Origin of the sequence: Streptomyces sp. AC512_CC834 (genome assembly GCF_019049325.1) — a bacterium.
Taxonomy (GTDB): domain Bacteria; phylum Actinomycetota; class Actinomycetes; order Streptomycetales; family Streptomycetaceae; genus Streptomyces.
Window position 1 is genome coordinate 73356 of sequence record NZ_JAGMUO010000044.1, and the last position, 16871, is coordinate 90226.

General features: G+C 70.2%; 9 protein-coding genes. 4 read left to right on the top strand and 5 right to left on the bottom strand.

Features of this window, described 5'->3' with window-relative positions; genetic code table 11:
* Window positions 1–119: 119 nt before the first annotated feature.
* Window positions 120–845: a GntR family transcriptional regulator gene (locus KUM40_RS17775; RefSeq protein ID WP_217166975.1), complete on the bottom strand. Its 726-nt coding sequence runs from the start codon at window positions 843–845 to the stop codon at window positions 120–122.
* A 134-nt stretch (window positions 846–979) separates the two neighbouring features.
* Here KUM40_RS17775 and KUM40_RS17780 point away from each other — a divergent pair, with 134 nt between their 5' ends.
* The 3 genes from KUM40_RS17780 (at window position 980) to KUM40_RS17790 (ending at window position 6901) form a co-directional block, all read left to right on the top strand.
* Window positions 980–4354 (top strand): molybdopterin-dependent oxidoreductase, encoded by a 3375-nt coding sequence (locus KUM40_RS17780; RefSeq protein ID WP_217166976.1) that lies wholly within the window; start codon window positions 980–982, stop codon window positions 4352–4354.
* A gap of 93 nt (window positions 4355–4447) precedes the next feature.
* The gene (locus KUM40_RS17785) at window positions 4448–5443 is read left to right on the top strand and encodes an ornithine cyclodeaminase family protein (RefSeq protein WP_217166977.1); all 996 of its coding nucleotides are present in this window, start codon (window positions 4448–4450) and stop codon (window positions 5441–5443) included.
* A gap of 6 nt (window positions 5444–5449) precedes the next feature.
* Entirely contained in the window at window positions 5450–6901 is a 1452-nt protein-coding gene (locus KUM40_RS17790; RefSeq protein WP_217166978.1) for a short-chain fatty acid transporter, read from the top strand.
* Window positions 6902–6933: 32 nt separating this feature from the next.
* Here KUM40_RS17790 and KUM40_RS17795 read toward each other — a convergent pair whose 3' ends face one another.
* The 4 genes from KUM40_RS17795 to KUM40_RS17810 form a co-directional block, all read right to left on the bottom strand.
* Window positions 6934–9369, bottom strand: a complete 2436-nt coding sequence (locus KUM40_RS17795) for a polysaccharide lyase family 7 protein (protein ID WP_217167001.1) — start codon at window positions 9367–9369, stop codon at window positions 6934–6936.
* A 140-nt stretch (window positions 9370–9509) separates the two neighbouring features.
* On the bottom strand, window positions 9510–10412 hold the full coding sequence (locus KUM40_RS17800; protein ID WP_217166979.1) for a hypothetical protein: 903 nt from the start codon (window positions 10410–10412) through the stop codon (window positions 9510–9512).
* A gap of 4 nt (window positions 10413–10416) precedes the next feature.
* The gene (locus KUM40_RS17805; RefSeq protein WP_217166980.1) at window positions 10417–11514 is read right to left on the bottom strand and encodes an NlpC/P60 family protein; all 1098 of its coding nucleotides are present in this window, start codon (window positions 11512–11514) and stop codon (window positions 10417–10419) included.
* 180 nt (window positions 11515–11694) lie between these two features.
* Window positions 11695–13416 (bottom strand): carbohydrate-binding module family 20 domain-containing protein, encoded by a 1722-nt coding sequence (locus KUM40_RS17810; RefSeq protein WP_217166981.1) that lies wholly within the window; start codon window positions 13414–13416, stop codon window positions 11695–11697.
* A 414-nt stretch (window positions 13417–13830) separates the two neighbouring features.
* Between KUM40_RS17810 and KUM40_RS17815 the strand changes: the two genes are divergently transcribed.
* On the top strand, window positions 13831–16845 hold the full coding sequence (locus KUM40_RS17815) for a carbohydrate binding domain-containing protein (RefSeq protein WP_217167002.1): 3015 nt from the start codon (window positions 13831–13833) through the stop codon (window positions 16843–16845).
* The last annotated feature ends 26 nt before the right edge of the window (window positions 16846–16871 follow it).

Consider the following 16871-nt stretch of genomic DNA (forward strand, 5'->3'; position numbering starts at 1 on the left):
TCTACGGTGGGGAAAGCGTACGGGCGAACTGGTCCGGAAGGATCAACTTGGGCGGTAGGCACGGCGTGTTGGAGGCTGTTTCGTTCAGTTCGCCACCGACGCGCACAGGAAGCCGTCCGTCAGCGCTGCGGGGTGGCCTTCTCCGGCGCCTCGGCCGCCCCGGACGAGGCGCCGTCGTCCGGCCGGGCCCAGTCGGAGCGCGTGTGGCGGAGGTGGTGGCGGATTGCCTCCTCCAGGCGCTCCGGGTCCCCCGCGGCCACGGCGTCCAGCATGTCGTGGTGTTCACGGGCCGAGCGGTCCAGCATGCCGTGCCGGGCCAGGGCGTCCAGGCCGTACAGACGGGTCTGGTCACGCAGTGACAGGACGGTGTCGACCAGCCGCCGGTTGTCGCACAGCCGCAGCAGGCCCGCGTGGAAGCGGCGGTCCGCGTCCAGGAACGCGACGACGTCCCCCGCCCCCGCCGCCGCCTCGATCTCGTCGGCCACCACGCGCAGTCCGGCCACATCCTCCGGCGTCGCCCGCTGTGCCGCCCAGAGCGTGCCGGGCACCTCCAGCAGCAGGCGCATCGCGAACACCTCGTCCAGGTCGTGCTCGCTCATCGGCACCGCCCGGTAGCCGCGGTTGCGGACCGGTTCCATCAGGCCCTCGCCGACCAGGGTGAGCATGGCTTCACGCACCGGGCTGCTGGAGACACCGAGCCTGGCGGCGAGGGCCGCGGCCGAGTAGATGTCCCCGGGCCGGATCTCGCCCGAGACCAGTGACTGGCGCACCAGGTCGAGCACCTGATCGCGCAGGCTGGTGCGCTTGAGGGAACCGGCTGAACCGGCTGCCAGGTTCTGCGCCATCGGTGCTCCGCCCTGCCTTCTCTTGACTGCGAACTCTTGACTTCGAACTCCGCCGCAATGCATCTTACTGGCTTACCGGCAACCGGTAGCCGGTAACCGACTACTGGAGAGTAACAATGGCGAAGGTGGCGGAGATGGCGGAGAAGCAGGGGTACTGCACCCTGTGCCGCTCCCGGTGCGGTGCCGTCTACACCGTCGAGGGCGGGGCGCTGACCGGTGTGCGGCCCGACACCAGTCATCCCACGGGGGCCGCCCTGTGCCCCAAGGGGCGGGCCGCGCCCGAGATCGTGCACAGCCCCGACCGGCTGACCCGGCCCCTGCGGCGCACCACCCCGAAGTCCGACCCGGACCCCAAGTGGGAGCCCATCGGCTGGGACGAGGCACTCGCCGAGATCGCCGAGCGACTGGGCCGGACGAAGGCCCGGCACGGCGCGGAGGCGGTGGCGTTCGCGGTGACCTCGCCCAGCGGCACGGCGCTGTCGGACTCGATCGACTGGATCGAGCGGTTCGTCAGGCTCTTCGGCAGCCCCAACATCTGCTACTCCACCGAGGTCTGCAACTGGCACAAGGACTGGGCGCACGCCTTCACCTTCGGCCGCGCCCTGCCGACCGCCGACTTCGCCGCCACGGACCTCGCCGTGCTGTGGGGCCACAACCCGGCCAAGACCTGGCTCGCCCAGTCCGCGGCGCTCGCCGACGCCCGCTCCCGCGGCGCGCGGCTGGCCGTCGTCGACCCGCGCCGGTCCACCAGCGCCCGGGACGCCGACCACTGGCTGCGGGTGCGGCCCGGCACCGACGCGGCCCTCGCCCTGGGCACCGCCCGGCTGCTGCTGGAACGTGCCGCGTACGACGACGGCTTCGTGCGCGCCTGGACCAACGCCCCGCTCCTGGTGCGCCGCGACACCGGCCGCTTCCTGCGCGCCGAGGACGTCGACCCCGCGCTCACCGGTCACGTCGTCCAGGACGCCGTCACCGGGACCTGTCGGCCGTACGACACCCGGTTCCCGGCGCACCGCCCCGAGGACTTCGCACTGGACGGCACGTACCGGATCGACACCGTCGACGGCCCCGTCGACTGCGTGCCCGCCTTCCGGCGGTACCGGGACGCCTGCGCCCCGTGGACCCCGGAGGCCACCGCTCACGCGACCGGTGTCGGCGTCGCCGAACTGGCCGCGTTCGCGGACGCCCTGGCCTCGGCACGCTCCGTCTCCTACCACTCCTGGACCGGCGTCGGGCAGCACGCGAACGCCACGCAGACCGAACGTGCCATCGCCACCCTGTACGCGCTGACCGGCAGCTTCGACGCGCCCGGCGGCAACGTGATCTGGCCCCGGCAGCCCCTCGCCCCGGTCACCTCCCTCGACCAACTCGACGCCGGACAGCGGGCGAAGGCCCTCGGGCTCGCCGAGCACCCGATCGGACCGCCGGCGCAGGGCTGGGTCAGCGGCCGCGACCTGTGCCGCGCCGTCCTGGACGGCGAGCCCTACCCGGTGCGGGCCCTGGTCGGCTTCGGCAGCAACCTGGTGCTCTCCCAGCCCGATCCGCGGCGCACCGCCGAGGCGCTGCGCGCACTCGACTTCTACGTGCACCTGGACCTGTTCCCCAACCCCACCTCGCGGTTCGCCGACATCGTGCTGCCGGTCAACAGCCCCTGGGAGCACGAGGCCGTCAAGGCGGGCTTCGAGATCGGGCTGCGCGCGCAGGAGCACGTACAACTGCGGCCGCGCATGGTGGAGCCGGTGGGCGAGTCGCGCTCCGACACGGAGGTCGTCTTCGAACTCGCCGAACGGCTGGGCATGGGCGCCGACTTCTTCGACGGGGACGTCACGGCCGGCTGGAACCACCAGCTCGCCCCGGTCGGTCTGACCGTCGACGCGTTGCGCGGCCGGCCCGGCGGACTGCGGCTGCCTCTCGCACACACCTACCGCAAGTACGCGCGGACCGACGAGGACGGTTACGTCGGCGGCTTCGCGACTCCCACCCGCCGCGTCGAGCTGTACTCCGAGCAGTTGGCGGCGCACGGCTACTCCCCCGTGCCCGAGTACACCGACCCGCACCGCGCCACGGACGACCGCTTCCCGCTCCGGCTGACCTGCGCCAAGAACGGCTACTTCTGTCACAGCCAGCACCGGGGGCTGACCTCGCTGCGCCGGCGCAGTCCGGACCCCGGCGTCGACATCAGCGCAGGACTGGCGCGCCTGCGCGGTGTCGTGGACGGACAGTGGGTGCAGGTGTCCACCCGCTCGGGCGCCGTCCGGATGCGGGCGCGGATCGACCCCGACCTGCACGACGATGTCGTGGTCGCCGAGTACGGCTGGTGGCAGGATGCCCCCGACCTCGGCCTGCCCGGCTCCGACCCGTTCGACGAGCGGGGCAGCAACTACAACCTGCTCGTCGACGACGAGATACGCGACCCGGTCAGCGGCTCCGTGCCCATGCGCTCCGGCGCCTGCGACGTCCTGGCGCTGCCCCTGACGCACTGGACGGGCGGCAAGGAGTTCGTCGTGGCCGACGCCCGCCCGGAGGGCGCCGACATCGTCGCGCTGACCCTGGAACCCGCCGACGGTTCCACGCCCGGCGACTTCCGCCCCGGCCAGCACGTCACCGTGTCCTTCACCGGTCCCGGCGCGACCGGGGCGGCGGCGTCCCGCAGCTACTCCCTGACCGGACCCGCCCGTGACCCCGCCCGCACCGGCTACGGCATCGCCGTGCGCCGGGTGCCGGACGGCGAGGTCTCCGGCCTCGCCCACACCGCCGCCCCGGGTACCCGGGCCCGGCTCACCGCACCGGCCGGGCCCTTCGTGATCCCCACCGACATCGACCGGCCCGTCGTACTGCTCGCGGCCGGCATCGGCATCACGCCGTTCCTGGGCTATCTGGAGACGCTGGCGCACAGCGGAGGCAGCGTCCCGGAGGTCGTGCTGCACCACGGCAGCCGGGACGCCGCCTCGCACGCCTTCGCCGGGCGCGTCGCAGCCCTGCGCCGGCGGCTGCCGCGGCTGCGGGTGCACACGCACTACAGCAGAAGCGGTCCCGCCGACCGGCCCTCTCCCACGCACCGCGGGCGGGTCGGGGCCGAGCACGTCGACGCCGGGCTGATCGCCCGCCGTGCCCGCTTCTATCTCTGCGGTCCGGAGCGGATGCTCGCCGATGTCACCGCCGGGCTCGTCGCCCGGGGCGTGCCACGCTTCGACATCTTCGCCGAGAAGTTCCACGCGGCGGCCCGAGCGGTGGCGGTTCCCGAGGACGCCCGCGCCACCGTCGAGCTGAGGCGCAGCCGCAAACGCGTGACCTGGACCCGTGCCGACGGCACCCTGCTCCAGCTCGCCGAACGGGAAGGCGTCCGGCTGCCCAGCGGCTGCCGGCTCGGCCAGTGCGAGAGCTGTGCCGTGACCGTCCTCGGCGGCCGGGTCACCCATCTCGTCGACCCGCCCGAGGACCTGCCCGACGACCAGTGCCTGACCTGCCAGGCGCTGCCCGTCTCCGACGACCTCGTCCTGGACGCCTGACCCGCACCGACCGACCTACGCACCTGCGGGCCTGCCGACCTGCCGACCTGCCGACCTGCCGACCTGCCCTCACAGGACTACCGAAAGACCCCCATGCTGCACATCGACGCCGAACAGACCGTCGCCGCCCTCCCCTTCGACCGGCTCGTGCCCGCGCTGCGGGACGGGTTCGTGCGGGGCGCGCACAGTCCCGACCGCCACCACCACACCGTCGACGCGGACGGCGACGCCACCCTGCTGCTGATGCCCGCCTGGTCGGAGGGCGGCTTCCTCGGCGTGAAACTGGTCAACGTCTTCCCCCGCAACGCCGCCCTCGGCCGGCCCGCCCTGTCCTCCGCGTACGTGCTGGCCGACGCCGTCACCGGGGAACACCTGGCGGTCATCGACGGCGACGAGCTGACCCGGCGCCGCACCATGGCCACGTCCGCACTCGCCGCCGGCCACCTCGCCCGCCCGGACAGCGGCGTCCTGCTGGTGGTCGGCGCCGGACACGTCGGCAGCCTCGCCGCCGACGCCTACCGCAGCGTCCTCGGCATCCACACCGTCCTCGTGCACAGCCGGTCCGAGCAGAGCGCGGGGCGGCTCGCCGACCGGGTGAACCGGCAGGGCGTCGACGCCCGGGCCGTCACCGACCTGCCCGCGGCGGTCGCCGAGGCCGACATCGTCAGTTGCGCCACGCTCGCCACCGAACCGGTGATCCGGGGTGGCTGGCTGCGGCCCGGTACCCATCTCGATCTCGTCGGCAGCTTCCGCCCCACCATGCGGGAGGCCGACGACCAGTGCGTGCGCCGCGGTTCGGTGTTCATCGACACCCCGCAGGCCGCGCGCGAGTCCGGTGATCTGACCCAGCCCCTGGAGCGCGGCGTCCTCACCCCGGACGACATCCGCGGCACGCTGTCCGGCCTCTGCTCGGGCACGGTGTCCGGCCGGCGCTCCCCGGACGAGATCACCGTCTTCAAGTCCGTGGGCAGCGCGCTCGCCGACCTCACCGCAGCGGCGGCGGTCTACCAGGCGTGCGGCCTCTCGCCCGAGCCCACCACGTCGCACACCTCCCACACGTCCCACACGTCCCACCTGTCCCAGGAGTGATCCCCGATGACCCAGCAGCACGTCCCCCCTGCTGAGCCGCAACACCCGACAGCCAGCGACAACGTCTTCGCGCGGGCCGCCGCCCGGAGCGCCGCCTTCTCCGAACGCTGGTTTCCCACCGCGCTGGTCTTCGCCCTGCTCGCCGTCGCCGTGGTGGCCGTCGCCGCGATGGCCATCGGCTCGTCGCCCGCGAAGGTCACGGGCGTGTTCGGCGACGGCTTCTGGGACCTGATCCCGTTCACGATGCAGATGGCGATGGTGGCGATCGGCGGCTACGTCGTCGCCACCGCGCGTCCCGTACAACGGGTCATCGTCAGGCTCGCCGGGATACCGTCCGACAACCGCACCGCCGTCGCCATGGTGGCCACCGTCAGCCTCACCTCGGCGCTGCTCAACTGGGGCTTCAGCCTCATCTTCAGCGGACTGCTGGTGCGCCGGCTGGCCGAGCGGGAAGACCTGCGCGTCGACTACCGCGCCGCGTCCGCGGCCGCCTACCTGGGCCTCGGCGGAAGCTGGGCACTCGGCCTCAGCTCCTCCGCCGCCCAGTTGCAGGCCAACCCGGACAGCCTGACGGACTCGCTGCTGGACATCACCGGCGTCATCCCCTTCAGCCAGACCATCTTCACCTGGCAGTCCCTCACCCTCGCCGCCGCGGTGATCATCACCTGCGTCGTGGTCGCCTACGTCACCGCGCCGCGCGGCGACAGCGTCCGCACCGCCACCGACCTCGGCATCGACCCGTCCGACCCGGTGGAGGAGGACCGGCCGCGCACCCGGCCCGGGGAGTGGCTGGAGTACAGCCCGCTGCTCACCTTCGTCGTCGTCGCGCTCGTCGGCGGCTGGGCCGTGCAGGAGTTCACGTCCCAGAGCCCCATCGTCGCGATCTCCGCCCTCAACACCTACAACCTGCTGGTCCTGACGCTGGGCATGCTGCTGCACTGGCGTCCGCGGCGCTTCGTCGCCGCGGTGGCGAAGGCCGTGCCGGCCACCGGCGGAGTACTGATCCAGTTCCCCTTCTACGCCGGTATCGCCGCGATCATGACGGAGGCCACCAACGGCTCCGGCAACAGCCTGTCGCACTACCTCGCCTCGATGTTCACCGGCACGGGCTCCTCGGGGCTGTTCCCGCTGACGATGGGCGTCTACTCCGTCGTCCTCGGCTTCCTCATCCCCTCCGGAGGCGGCAAGTGGGTCATCGAGGCGCCCTACGTGATGCAGGCGGCCAACGACCTGAACGTCAACCTCGGCTGGACCGTGCAGATCTACAACGCCGCCGAGGCCCTCCCCAACCTCGTCAACCCCTTCTGGATGCTGCCGCTGCTGGGCGTGCTGAAACTGAAGGCACGCGACATCATCGGCTACACCTTTCTCTACCTGGTGGCCCTGCTGCCGGTGGTACTGGGCCTGCTCACCCTGCTGTCCCTGACCCTCCCCTACACTCCGCCCGTCCAGCCCTGACCCGGGCGCACTCCCCCGCCGCGCGGCGCGTTCTACGCGGCGCCGGGTCCTACGTCTGCCGCGTCGAGCGGTGCCCGCGTGGCCGTGGACGACGACCGTTCGTCGGCGCCGGCGTCGACGCCGCCGCTGCCGTCGGCTCCGTAGATGTCGGTCTCGGTGATGCTGTTCCAGTCGTTGGACGTGTTGCCATGGCCGACGATCCGCACGTAGCGGGCCGGGGCATCGGCGAAGTCGTACTTCTGCTGCTCACGTGTGCCGCCGCTGCTGGTCTGTCCTTCCAGGACGGCTCTCCACGACGATCCGTCGTCGGACAACTCGACGTCGAAGGTGCTCTTCCTGCTGTCCCCCTGGTGCCAGGCGACCGACACCGACCCGACGGTCTGCTCCGAACCCAGGTCGTAACGGATCCACGACCCGTCACCCTCGGCCGACCAACGGGTACCCAGGTCGTTGTCCAGGGTGTTGGCGGGAACGTTGCCGTCGTCCGCGCTCGCCGAGACGTCCGCGACCTGTACCGGGGAACCCCCGCCGGGGTCGGTGGGGTCGGTGGGGTCCTCGCCCGCGGGTTCGATGTCGTACGTGCGGACCCAGTCGACCTCGAACACTGCCGGGCGCAGACCGCTGTCTCCGGTGAAGTTGTCCAGTTGGATGACGAGGTTCCCCAGGGGCATGTCCTGGATGTTCCCCCGGTCGTCGTTCGCGCCGTCCGCCAGCCGGAACCATTCGACACCGTCGACGTAGCCGACCAGTTCCTCGGGCGTCCACTCGAACGCGAAGTTGTGCCACTGCGTCATGTCCAGGGGACAGAGGTCGCGGCGTTCCTTCTCGTCCGACGGGCTCTTCGGGTAGTGCAGGAACGCCGTGAGGCATTGCGCGTCGGGGTCCGAGTACTCGACCCAGTCGTACTCTCCGTTCTCGAGCCGGTTGTCCTCGGTGGGCCAGATCAGGTGCAGCGGATGGTAGAGCCCGCCCTCCGAGCCGATGTTCCGTGAGCGAGACCGGATTTCCCACCGGCCGTACTGGGTGTCACTGTTCTGCCTGATCCATCCGGTGTCGCCGTTCGCCTCACCGCGCATCGTCAGCATGCCGTCGGCGACGGTGCTGTTCTTCCCGCACCGGCGGCCGTTTCCGCTGTGTCCTTCCCAGCACTGGGCCGTGCCGCCGACGCTGCCCGACGGTACGTCCCACTTGGCGGGGTCGACCGCGCCGGTGTAGTCGAACTCGTCGGAGACCGGCAGCGGCGTGCCCCAGCCGTACCGCTCGGCGGCCTCGGCCGAGTCGCCGTCGCTGCCGTCGTCGCCACCATCGTCGCTGTGCGTGACGTTCAGCCCGTAGATCTTCACCTGGCCGTAGTTGTCGCCGCTGCACGGATCCGAGTTGTCGCAGTTGGCCTGCGTGTAAGCGCCCGCCTTGAAGTAGGCGCCGGAGAACTCCTTCGACAGGGTGGTCTGCAACTCGCCGTTGTAGTAGGCCTTGACCTTGCCGTCACCGACCACGAACTTCGCCTGGAACCGGGTACCCGGCTCGTAGTCGTCCACCACCAGCTTGTGGTTGTCCTTGTCGCCGTCCGTGATGTAGAGCTTTTTGCCTTCCAGGCGGAAGACACTGACGTCGTCGGAGTCCCCGTGGATCTGGCCGGCGACGATGTTCGGGGTCTCCTCGGGGACGTCCGTGATGGCCTGGTCGATCACCATCGTGTGGGTGCCCGAGGTGGACGACCAACTCGCCTTCTCCTCCCCCGAGTCCGTCATCTCCCGCAGCTCCGAGCGCGGATACTTGGAGCCGCTGGTGGTGACACCGTCGACCGGGGCGCGGAACCGGACGGCCTCGCAGTCGTCGGCCGCGGTGAACCACGGGTCGTTCGCGTACGTGGCGAGTTCCGGCTGGTAGACGTTGGTGGGGGACTCCTCGTCGCCCACCGGCAGCCCGATGTACCAGTTCGTCAGATCCAGTACGTCGGCCGGGTAGGCGCAGGAGCCACCGTCGTCGTCTCCGCCGCCGTCGGCTCCGTAGATGTCGGTCTCGGTGATGCTGTTCCAGTCGTTGGACGTGTTGCCGTGGCCGACGATCCGCACGTAGCGGGCCGAGGCGTCGGCGAAGTCGTGGTTCTGCTGGTCGAGTGTGGTGCCGCTGCCGGCTTTCCGATTCAGGACCGTGGTCCACGACGATCCGTCGTCGGACAGTTGGACGTCGAAGGTGCTCTTCCTGCTGTCCCCCTGGTGCCAGGCGACCGACACCGACCCGACGGTCTGCTCCGAACCCAGGTCGTAGCGGATCCACGACCCGTCACCCTCGGCCGACCAACGGGTACTCAGGTCGTTGTCCAGGGTGTTGGCGGGAACGTTGCCGTCATCGGCGCTCGCCGTGACGCTCTTGACCTCCAGCGGTGAGGTGTCCGCCGCCGCGACCGGGTGGAACGCACCCGAGACTCCGACGGCGACCGCACCCACTAACAGCGCGTGAAGCATGCGTCTCACAGGGCCTCGCTTCGATTGACGGCCCCGGCCACCCGGGACGGCTGGTCGGGGCCGGACGGTTGTGGTGACCGGAGGCACTGTGTCAGCCGGGTGACGGGACGGGTCCCGTACACCTCATCCACTCTGTCGCGTCAGCGGGCGGCTCGGCGGGTGAAGCGGCGCAGGCCGCGGCGGGTGGGCTTGAGGGGTTTGTCCTCGGGTGGGGCCGGGGCGGGGCCGGGGGCGGCGGCCAGGGCCGCTGCCGCGGACGGTGGCGGTACGGGACGGCCGCCCTGTGCGAGCCGGCTGCGTACGGCCTGGGCCATGGCGTGGTGGGACGGGTCCCGCAGCAGGTCCGCCTCGGACAGCCGCTCCCACATGTGCAGCAGTTCCTGCCCCCGGGTGGCCACCTGGCCGTCGTCCCAGAGCCGCTGCCACGCCGCGGTGGCGCGGGCGACGTCGGGGGCCGCCCGGTTCAGGTCGGTACGGCAGCGGATACGGGCGACGGTCAGCGCGAGGACGGTGGAGAGCATGTGGTCGCCGCGCAGGTACGCGAGGTACGCCTCGATCGCCCTGGCCTCCAGCGAGAGTTCGTCCTCCGCGCCCCTGCGCAGCGTGAGGTGCTCCCGCAGCGCGCTGGCGAGGACGAACGCGGCGTGCAGCTCCTCGCGCTGCGCGTGCTGGATGATGCGCTCGACGCGGGCGAGCGGAGGGAAGGCCTCTTCCTCGGCGGCGGTCCGCTCGCGGCCGGGCGGCAGGTCCTCCTCGTCGGCGATGGTCCGGCTCGAGCCGTCGGGGTGGACGCGCAGGCGCGCCACCTGTTGCACGGTGCGGTCGATGACGGTGGCCGCGACAGGGGCCCGCAGGGTGCGGGCGAACATGGCGACGGCGTCGAGGATCGCCTCGTTGGGCGGTCGCGTGCCGCCCATTTCCAGCAGGTGGCCGTTGACCACCGTCGACCCGTCCTCGGCCACGTAGGCGTCGAGACGGATCAGCGGTGTGGCGCCGAGCGCGGGCAGGTTTCCCTCGTCACGGGGGGTCAGCGAGTGGGTCATCCGCTCAGGCTCCGGGTCGTACGACGCCGAGTACGGGCATGGAGGCGGCCGGCGCGGTCGTGATGGCGCGGCCGGGCCGCGGCGCGTGGACGATCTGCCCGCCTCCTATGTACATGCCGACATGGGTGGCGTCGTTGTAGTAGATGATCAGGTCTCCGGGGCGGGCGGAGGACAGGCTCACGCGGGTCAGGCCTGCCCACTGCGCCTGCGAGGTACGGGGAATGGGGTGCCCGGCCGCCGCCCAGGCGGCGGAGGTGAGTCCCGAGCAGTCGTACGACGACGGTCCCACGGCGCCCCACACGTACGGTTTGCCGATCTGCGCCATCGCGAAGCCGACGGCCTTCCCGGCCGCCCCGCTCGCCTGTGTGCCGCCTCCCGGCCCCTTCCCCTTGCCCGTTCCCGTCGAGCCACCGCCGCCGGAGTCGGAGCCGGTCCACTTGGCCTCGGCCTGCCGCTCCCTCTCCTTCTCCAGCTTGGCGAGTTTGCGGGCCTGTTCCTCCTCGAGGCCCGCCTCGATCCGCTCGGCCGAGGCGATCTTCTTCTCGATCTTCTGCTTCGCACCGGCCTTGGCCGCGCGGCTGCTCTTCAGCTCCCGCAGCTCCTTGGTGGCGGCATCGGTCTGCCCGCTCAGCTCCGCGCGGGCCGTCTTCTGGGTCTCGGCGACGTTGACCAGGCCCCGCATGGCCTGGCGGGCCTGGGACGCCTGGTCGAGGGCCTGGTCGGGGTGGTCGCCGAGCAGCAACTGGATGCCGGTGGCGGCGAGATCGCCCCCGCGGTACTGGGTGCGGGCGGCCGCACCCGCGAGGTCGCGCAGGTTCTCCACCCGTTTCTCGGCACGGGTCAGGTCCTTGCGCAGCGACGTCAGCCGCTTCTCCTGCTTGGCCGCCTTCTCGTTCGCGGCGTTGTACGCCTCGGTGGCCACTTCCGCCTCGCGGTAGAGGCCGTCCAGTTCGGCGCGGATGTCCTCGATCGACTTGTCGTTTCGCGGTTCGGGTTCGCTCGGGGCCGCGTAACCGGGGCCGGGCGACAGGACGATCGCGCAGACCAGGGCTACTGTGGCTCCCCCACTCCGTAGCCGCCTGCCGCCGGTCGACACGTTCATGAGCTCCACTTCAGAGGTCGCGTGCGGGCGGCTCAGACGGACGGCTTTCACCGCGGTCCCCACCGCGGGTCATACGGGGGGCCGTTCGAGCCTTGAACACAGTACCTTCCCCCGAACGGCCGACCCCGATGTCCCCGCGCGTGTCAGCTTGCTCACACGCGACTCTCCTACCGGCAGCGCTCAGTCACGCCAGGTGTCGTTGAGCGTGATCTTGGTGCTGTTGACGGTCGCGGTGCGGTTGGCGCCGCTCTCCCAGGTCACGTTGCCCGCCTCGTCCTTGCGGATGTACTTGTACTCGAAGGACGTGCCCTCGGGGAGGTCCACGTCCAGTTTCCACACCGGGTAGGCGGCCGGGTCGAGCTTGAGCGCGCTGCCCGGGTTCCAGTTGCCGAGTTCCGGCCGGTTGCCGGTCACGTAGATGTTCTGGCCCGGGCTGGTGGTGGCGTTCACGGCGAAGGACGCGCCCGAGGTCTCCGGGTCGGGGTCGGGGGTGGTTCCGCCGTCGCAGGTACGGGCGTTGACATGCAGGGCCACCGCCGTGTTGGCGCCCAGCGTGGCGGTGAAGCGGCCGGACCCGTCGACCGTGACGCCGTTGCCGGACTGGACGTCGCAGTAGTCACCGGCGGGCAGCGACGTCTGGAACGTACGGGTCAGCGAGGAGCCCTCGTGGTTGATGGCGACGTACGCCTTCGAACCGCGGCCGAAGGCTATCTGGTCGCCGCCGTTGTCCCACCAGTCGGTCACGGACTGGCCGCGGGCGGTGTTGCGGAAGGCGACCATGGAGGAGATCTCGGGCCAGGCGTGCTGGCACTTCCAGCCGTCGCTGTAGCAGGCGTTCACCTGGCCGCCGTTGGGCGGTCCCGCGTCGCGGTCGGTGAACTCGTAGCCGGAGTGGACGTCGGGGCTGCCGTACGGCCAGGCCAGCATGAAGACGTGCGCCAGGGTGTAGTTCGCACCGTCCTTGTAGGTGAGGGTGTCGCCGCCCCGTTCGGTGTCGTGGTTGGCGACGAAGACGGCGGACTTGTCCGAGGCCATGTAGCCCCAGGCCTCGCCGAAGTTCTTCAGGTACGCGAGGTTCTCGCTGTTGAAGACCCGCTTGAGGTCGCGTCCGTAGCGGAACTCCTGGACGTCGCCGCTGCCGAGGTACTCGGTCGGCGAGACGGCCTCGCCCGCGCCGTAGATGGCCTCGTGCTTCCAGTACACGTTCGGGTCGCTGAGCCGGGACTTGATGTTGGCCAGGTCCCCTGCGGCCATGTGCTTGGCCGCGTCGATCCGGAAGCCGTCGACGCCGAGGGACAGCAGGTCGTTGAGGTACTCGGCGATCCTCCCCCGCACGTAGTCCTCGCCGGTGTCCAGGTCCGCGAGGCCGACCAGCTCGCACTCCTGGACGTTGTAGCGGTCGCCGTAGTTGTTGATCTCCGAGGTGCAGTTGTTGAGGTCGTTCGAGGAGTAGATGCCCGGATAGTTGTACTTGGTGTACGACGAGCCGCCGGTGCCGGTTCCGCTGCCGGCCGACATGTGGTTGATGACCGAGTCGGCGATGACCTTCACGCCGGCCGCGTGACAGGTGTCGACCATGCTCTTGAACTGTCCGCGGTCACCGAGCCGGCCCGCGATCTTGTAGCTGACCGGCTGGTAGGAGGTCCACCACTGTCCGCCCTGGATGTGCTCCTGCGGTGGCGAGACCTGGACGAACCCGTAGCCGGCCGGCCCGAGGGTGTCGGTGCACGCCTGGGCGACCGAGACGAACTTCCACTCGAACATCACCGCGGTGACGTCCTTCTCTCCCGGTGGTGCCGCCTGGGCCGGTGCCGCGGTGGCGAGGAGGCTGCCTGCCACGCCGGCGGTGAGGGCGAGCGCTGTGGCGGTGACTCTTCGTGCTGTGCTGGTGCTCCCGTGCATGGAGTCTCCCGTGTGAGGATGCGGGTGTCCCGGGTGCTGTACCGACGGATGACTGGGGAGTCGGCACACGCTTGCAATGCGTTGCAGCAAGATGACTGCAAGGGCTTGCGATCGTGACCGTAAGGGCGGCATTCAACTACGGTCAACCCCTCGGACACCCCGCCTGTCCGCAGCATATGACATGGCGTATGACGTGGCCCATGACGAAGCGTGTGCCGACCCGCGAGGCGGACGCGCACCATCGCCGCGCACCAGAAAGTTGAAACGAGACCCCTTTACGGCACCGGCGCGCAGGGGTAACTTCCCGCTGCCGTAAGAGTTTTCTGCAACTTTCCGTGCACTCTTTCAGGGCCTGGGCGTTCCAACCGCCCGCGGCCACGCCGCCCGCCTTCTCTGGAGACACGCATGAGACGCATGAGGCGCATCCGCATGCGGTTGCTCGGACGGCCGTTGGCCGCCGCCGTGGCCGTCGGCACCGTCCTCGGACTGGTGTCCGCCCCACCAGGCACCCCCTCCCCCACAACCTCCTCCTCAACCGTCCCCTCAACCGTCCCCGCCGCCACGGCCGACAACACGGCGACCGTCTTCTACTACACGAAGACGAAGAACTGGAGCCGGTACAACCTGCATTACGCGCCCGACGGCGGCTCCTGGACCGCGGTCCCCGGGGTGGCGATGGAGACCGCGTGCACCGACTGGGTGAAGAAGACGGTCACCCTGGGTACCGCGGAGGGGCTGCAGGCCACCTTCAACAACGGCTCGGGCACCTGGGACAACAACTCCGGCAACAACTACGCCCTCGGCACGGGAAGCATCACGGTCAAGGACGGCGTGATCGCCCACTCCGACCCCTGCGACGGCGGCACGGACCCCGACCCGACGCCGGGGGACGGCAACCGGGCCACCGTCTACTACTCCACCCGCACCCTCGGCTGGACCACCGCCAACATCCATTACCAGCCCGCGGGCGGCTCCTGGACCACCGTGCCCGGAGTCGGCATGCAGGCCGTCTGCGCCGGCTGGTGGAAGAAGGACATCGACCTGGGCACGGCCACCTCGATGAAGGCCGCCTTCAACAACGGCAACGGCGTGTGGGACAACAACAAGGGCGCCGACTACACCCTGCCCACCGGCGTCACCACCGTCGCCGACAACACGGTCACCGCGGACGCCGACGACCCGTGCGCCGACGAGGTTCCCGACACCCGGGCACCGACCGTTCCCGCCGGGGTGAGCGCGCAGGCCGACGGCGTGTCCGTCGTGCTGACCTGGGAGCCGTCCACCGACGACACCGGGGTCGCCAAGTACCAGGTGACCCGTAGCGGCGGCACCAGGGGCGATGTCGTGAGCGACGTCGGCTCCACCGTCTTCTCCGACACCGGCCTCGAGGAGAAGACCACCTACACCTACACCGTCAGGGCCACGGACGCCGCCGGCAACGTCTCCGCGGCCTCGGCCGCCGCGATCGCCACCACCGGCACGGAGCCGCCGGCGCCCGCCGCCGGGAAACCCCTGGCCACCGATCCCCGCAAGGACCCGATCTACTTCGTCCTCACCGCCCGTTTCAACGACGGCGACAGCTCCAACAACCGCGGCGGCAGCCAGCACGTGAAGTCGGGCAACGCGGCGAACAACGACCCCATGTTCCGGGGCGACTTCAGGGGCCTGGTCGACAGGCTCGACTACATCAAGGGCCTCGGCTTCTCCGCCGTGTGGATCACTCCGGTGGTCCTCAACCGCTCCGACTACGACTACCACGGCTACCACGGCTACGACTTCTACAAGGTGGACCCACGCCTGGAGTCCGCAGGCGCCTCCTACCAGGACCTGATCAACGCGGCACACGCCAAGGGCATGAAGATCTACCAGGACGTCGTCTACAACCACTCCTCCCGCTGGGGCGCCAAGGGCCTGTTCACCCCGACCGTCTACGGCGTGCGCGACTCCCAGTGGAGCTGGTACTACGACGAGAAGCAGCCCGGCTTCGAGTACGACGGCCTGACCGTCGAACCCAAGAGCGGCAAGTCGTACTACAACGGTGACCTCTGGTCCACCGCCGAGCCGAGCGGCAACACCTGCGTCAACTGGGGCACGCCCACCGGCGCCAAGAGTCCCGAGGGCTACACCATCTACAACTGCCAGTGGCCCAGCCCGACGTCCGGCATGTTCCCCAAGGCGCTCTACCACAACTGCTGGATCGGCAACTGGGAGGGCGAGGACTCCCGTTCCTGCTGGCTGCACGAGGACCTCGCCGACTTCAACACCGAGAACGCGCAGGTGCAGAACTACCTGATCGGCGCCTACGACAAGTACATCGACATGGGCGTCGACGGCTTCCGCGTCGACACGGCCGTGCACATCCCGCGCACCACCTGGAACCGCCGCTTCCTGCCGGCCATCCAGGAGCGCGTCGCCCAACAGCACGGCGCCGGGGCCGCGAAGAACTTCTTCGTCTTCGGGGAGGTCGCCGCCTTCGTCAACGACAAGTGGAACCGCGGCTCGGTCAACCACTCCGCGCAGTTCTACACGTGGAAGGAGCGCAGGGAGTACAGCGCCGACGACGAGAAGGCCGCCCTGGAGATGTACGAGTACGAACAGCAGCAGGGCACGGGGAACCAGCCCACGTCCACCAACGCCTTCCTCGACGGCAACAGCTACCACGCCCCCGACCACAGCCGCTTCTCCGGCATGAACGTCATCGACATGCGCATGCACATGAACTTCGGTGACGCGAGCAACGCCTTCCACAACGGCAAAGACTCCGACGACAGTTACAACGACGCCACGTACAACGTCGTCTACGTCGACAGCCACGACTACGGCCCGAACAAGAGCAGCGAACGCTACACGGGCGGCACCGACGCCTGGGCCGAGAACATGTCCCTGATGTGGACCTTCCGCGGCATCCCCACGCTGTACTACGGATCGGAGATCGAGTTCCAGAAGGGCAAGAAGATCGACTGCGGCCCCACCTGCCCCCTCGCGACGACGGGCCGCGCCTACTACGGCGACCACCTCGCCGGTGACGTCGAGGCCTCCGACTTCTCCAAGGTGGACTCGGCCACCGGCGCCGTCGCCACGACGCTGGAACAGCCACTGGTCAAGCACGTACAGCGGCTGAACCAGATCCGCCGGGCCGTTCCCGCCCTGCAGATGGGCCAGTACTCCACGGACGGCATCACCGGCGACATGGCCTTCAAACGGCGCTACACCGACGGCGACACGGACAGTTTCGCCCTCGTCACCGTCTCGGGCGCCGCCACCTACAGCGGCATCCCCAACGGCACGTACACCGACGCCGTCACTGGTGACACCCGTACCGTCACCGACGGCAGGCTCAGCGTGGCCGCACCCGGCAAGGGCAACCTGCGGGTGTACGTCCTGAACGGCACCGGGAAGATCGGGACCGCCGGCCTGTACCTGAAGTAGGCCGACGGAAGCCTCCGACGTGGAGC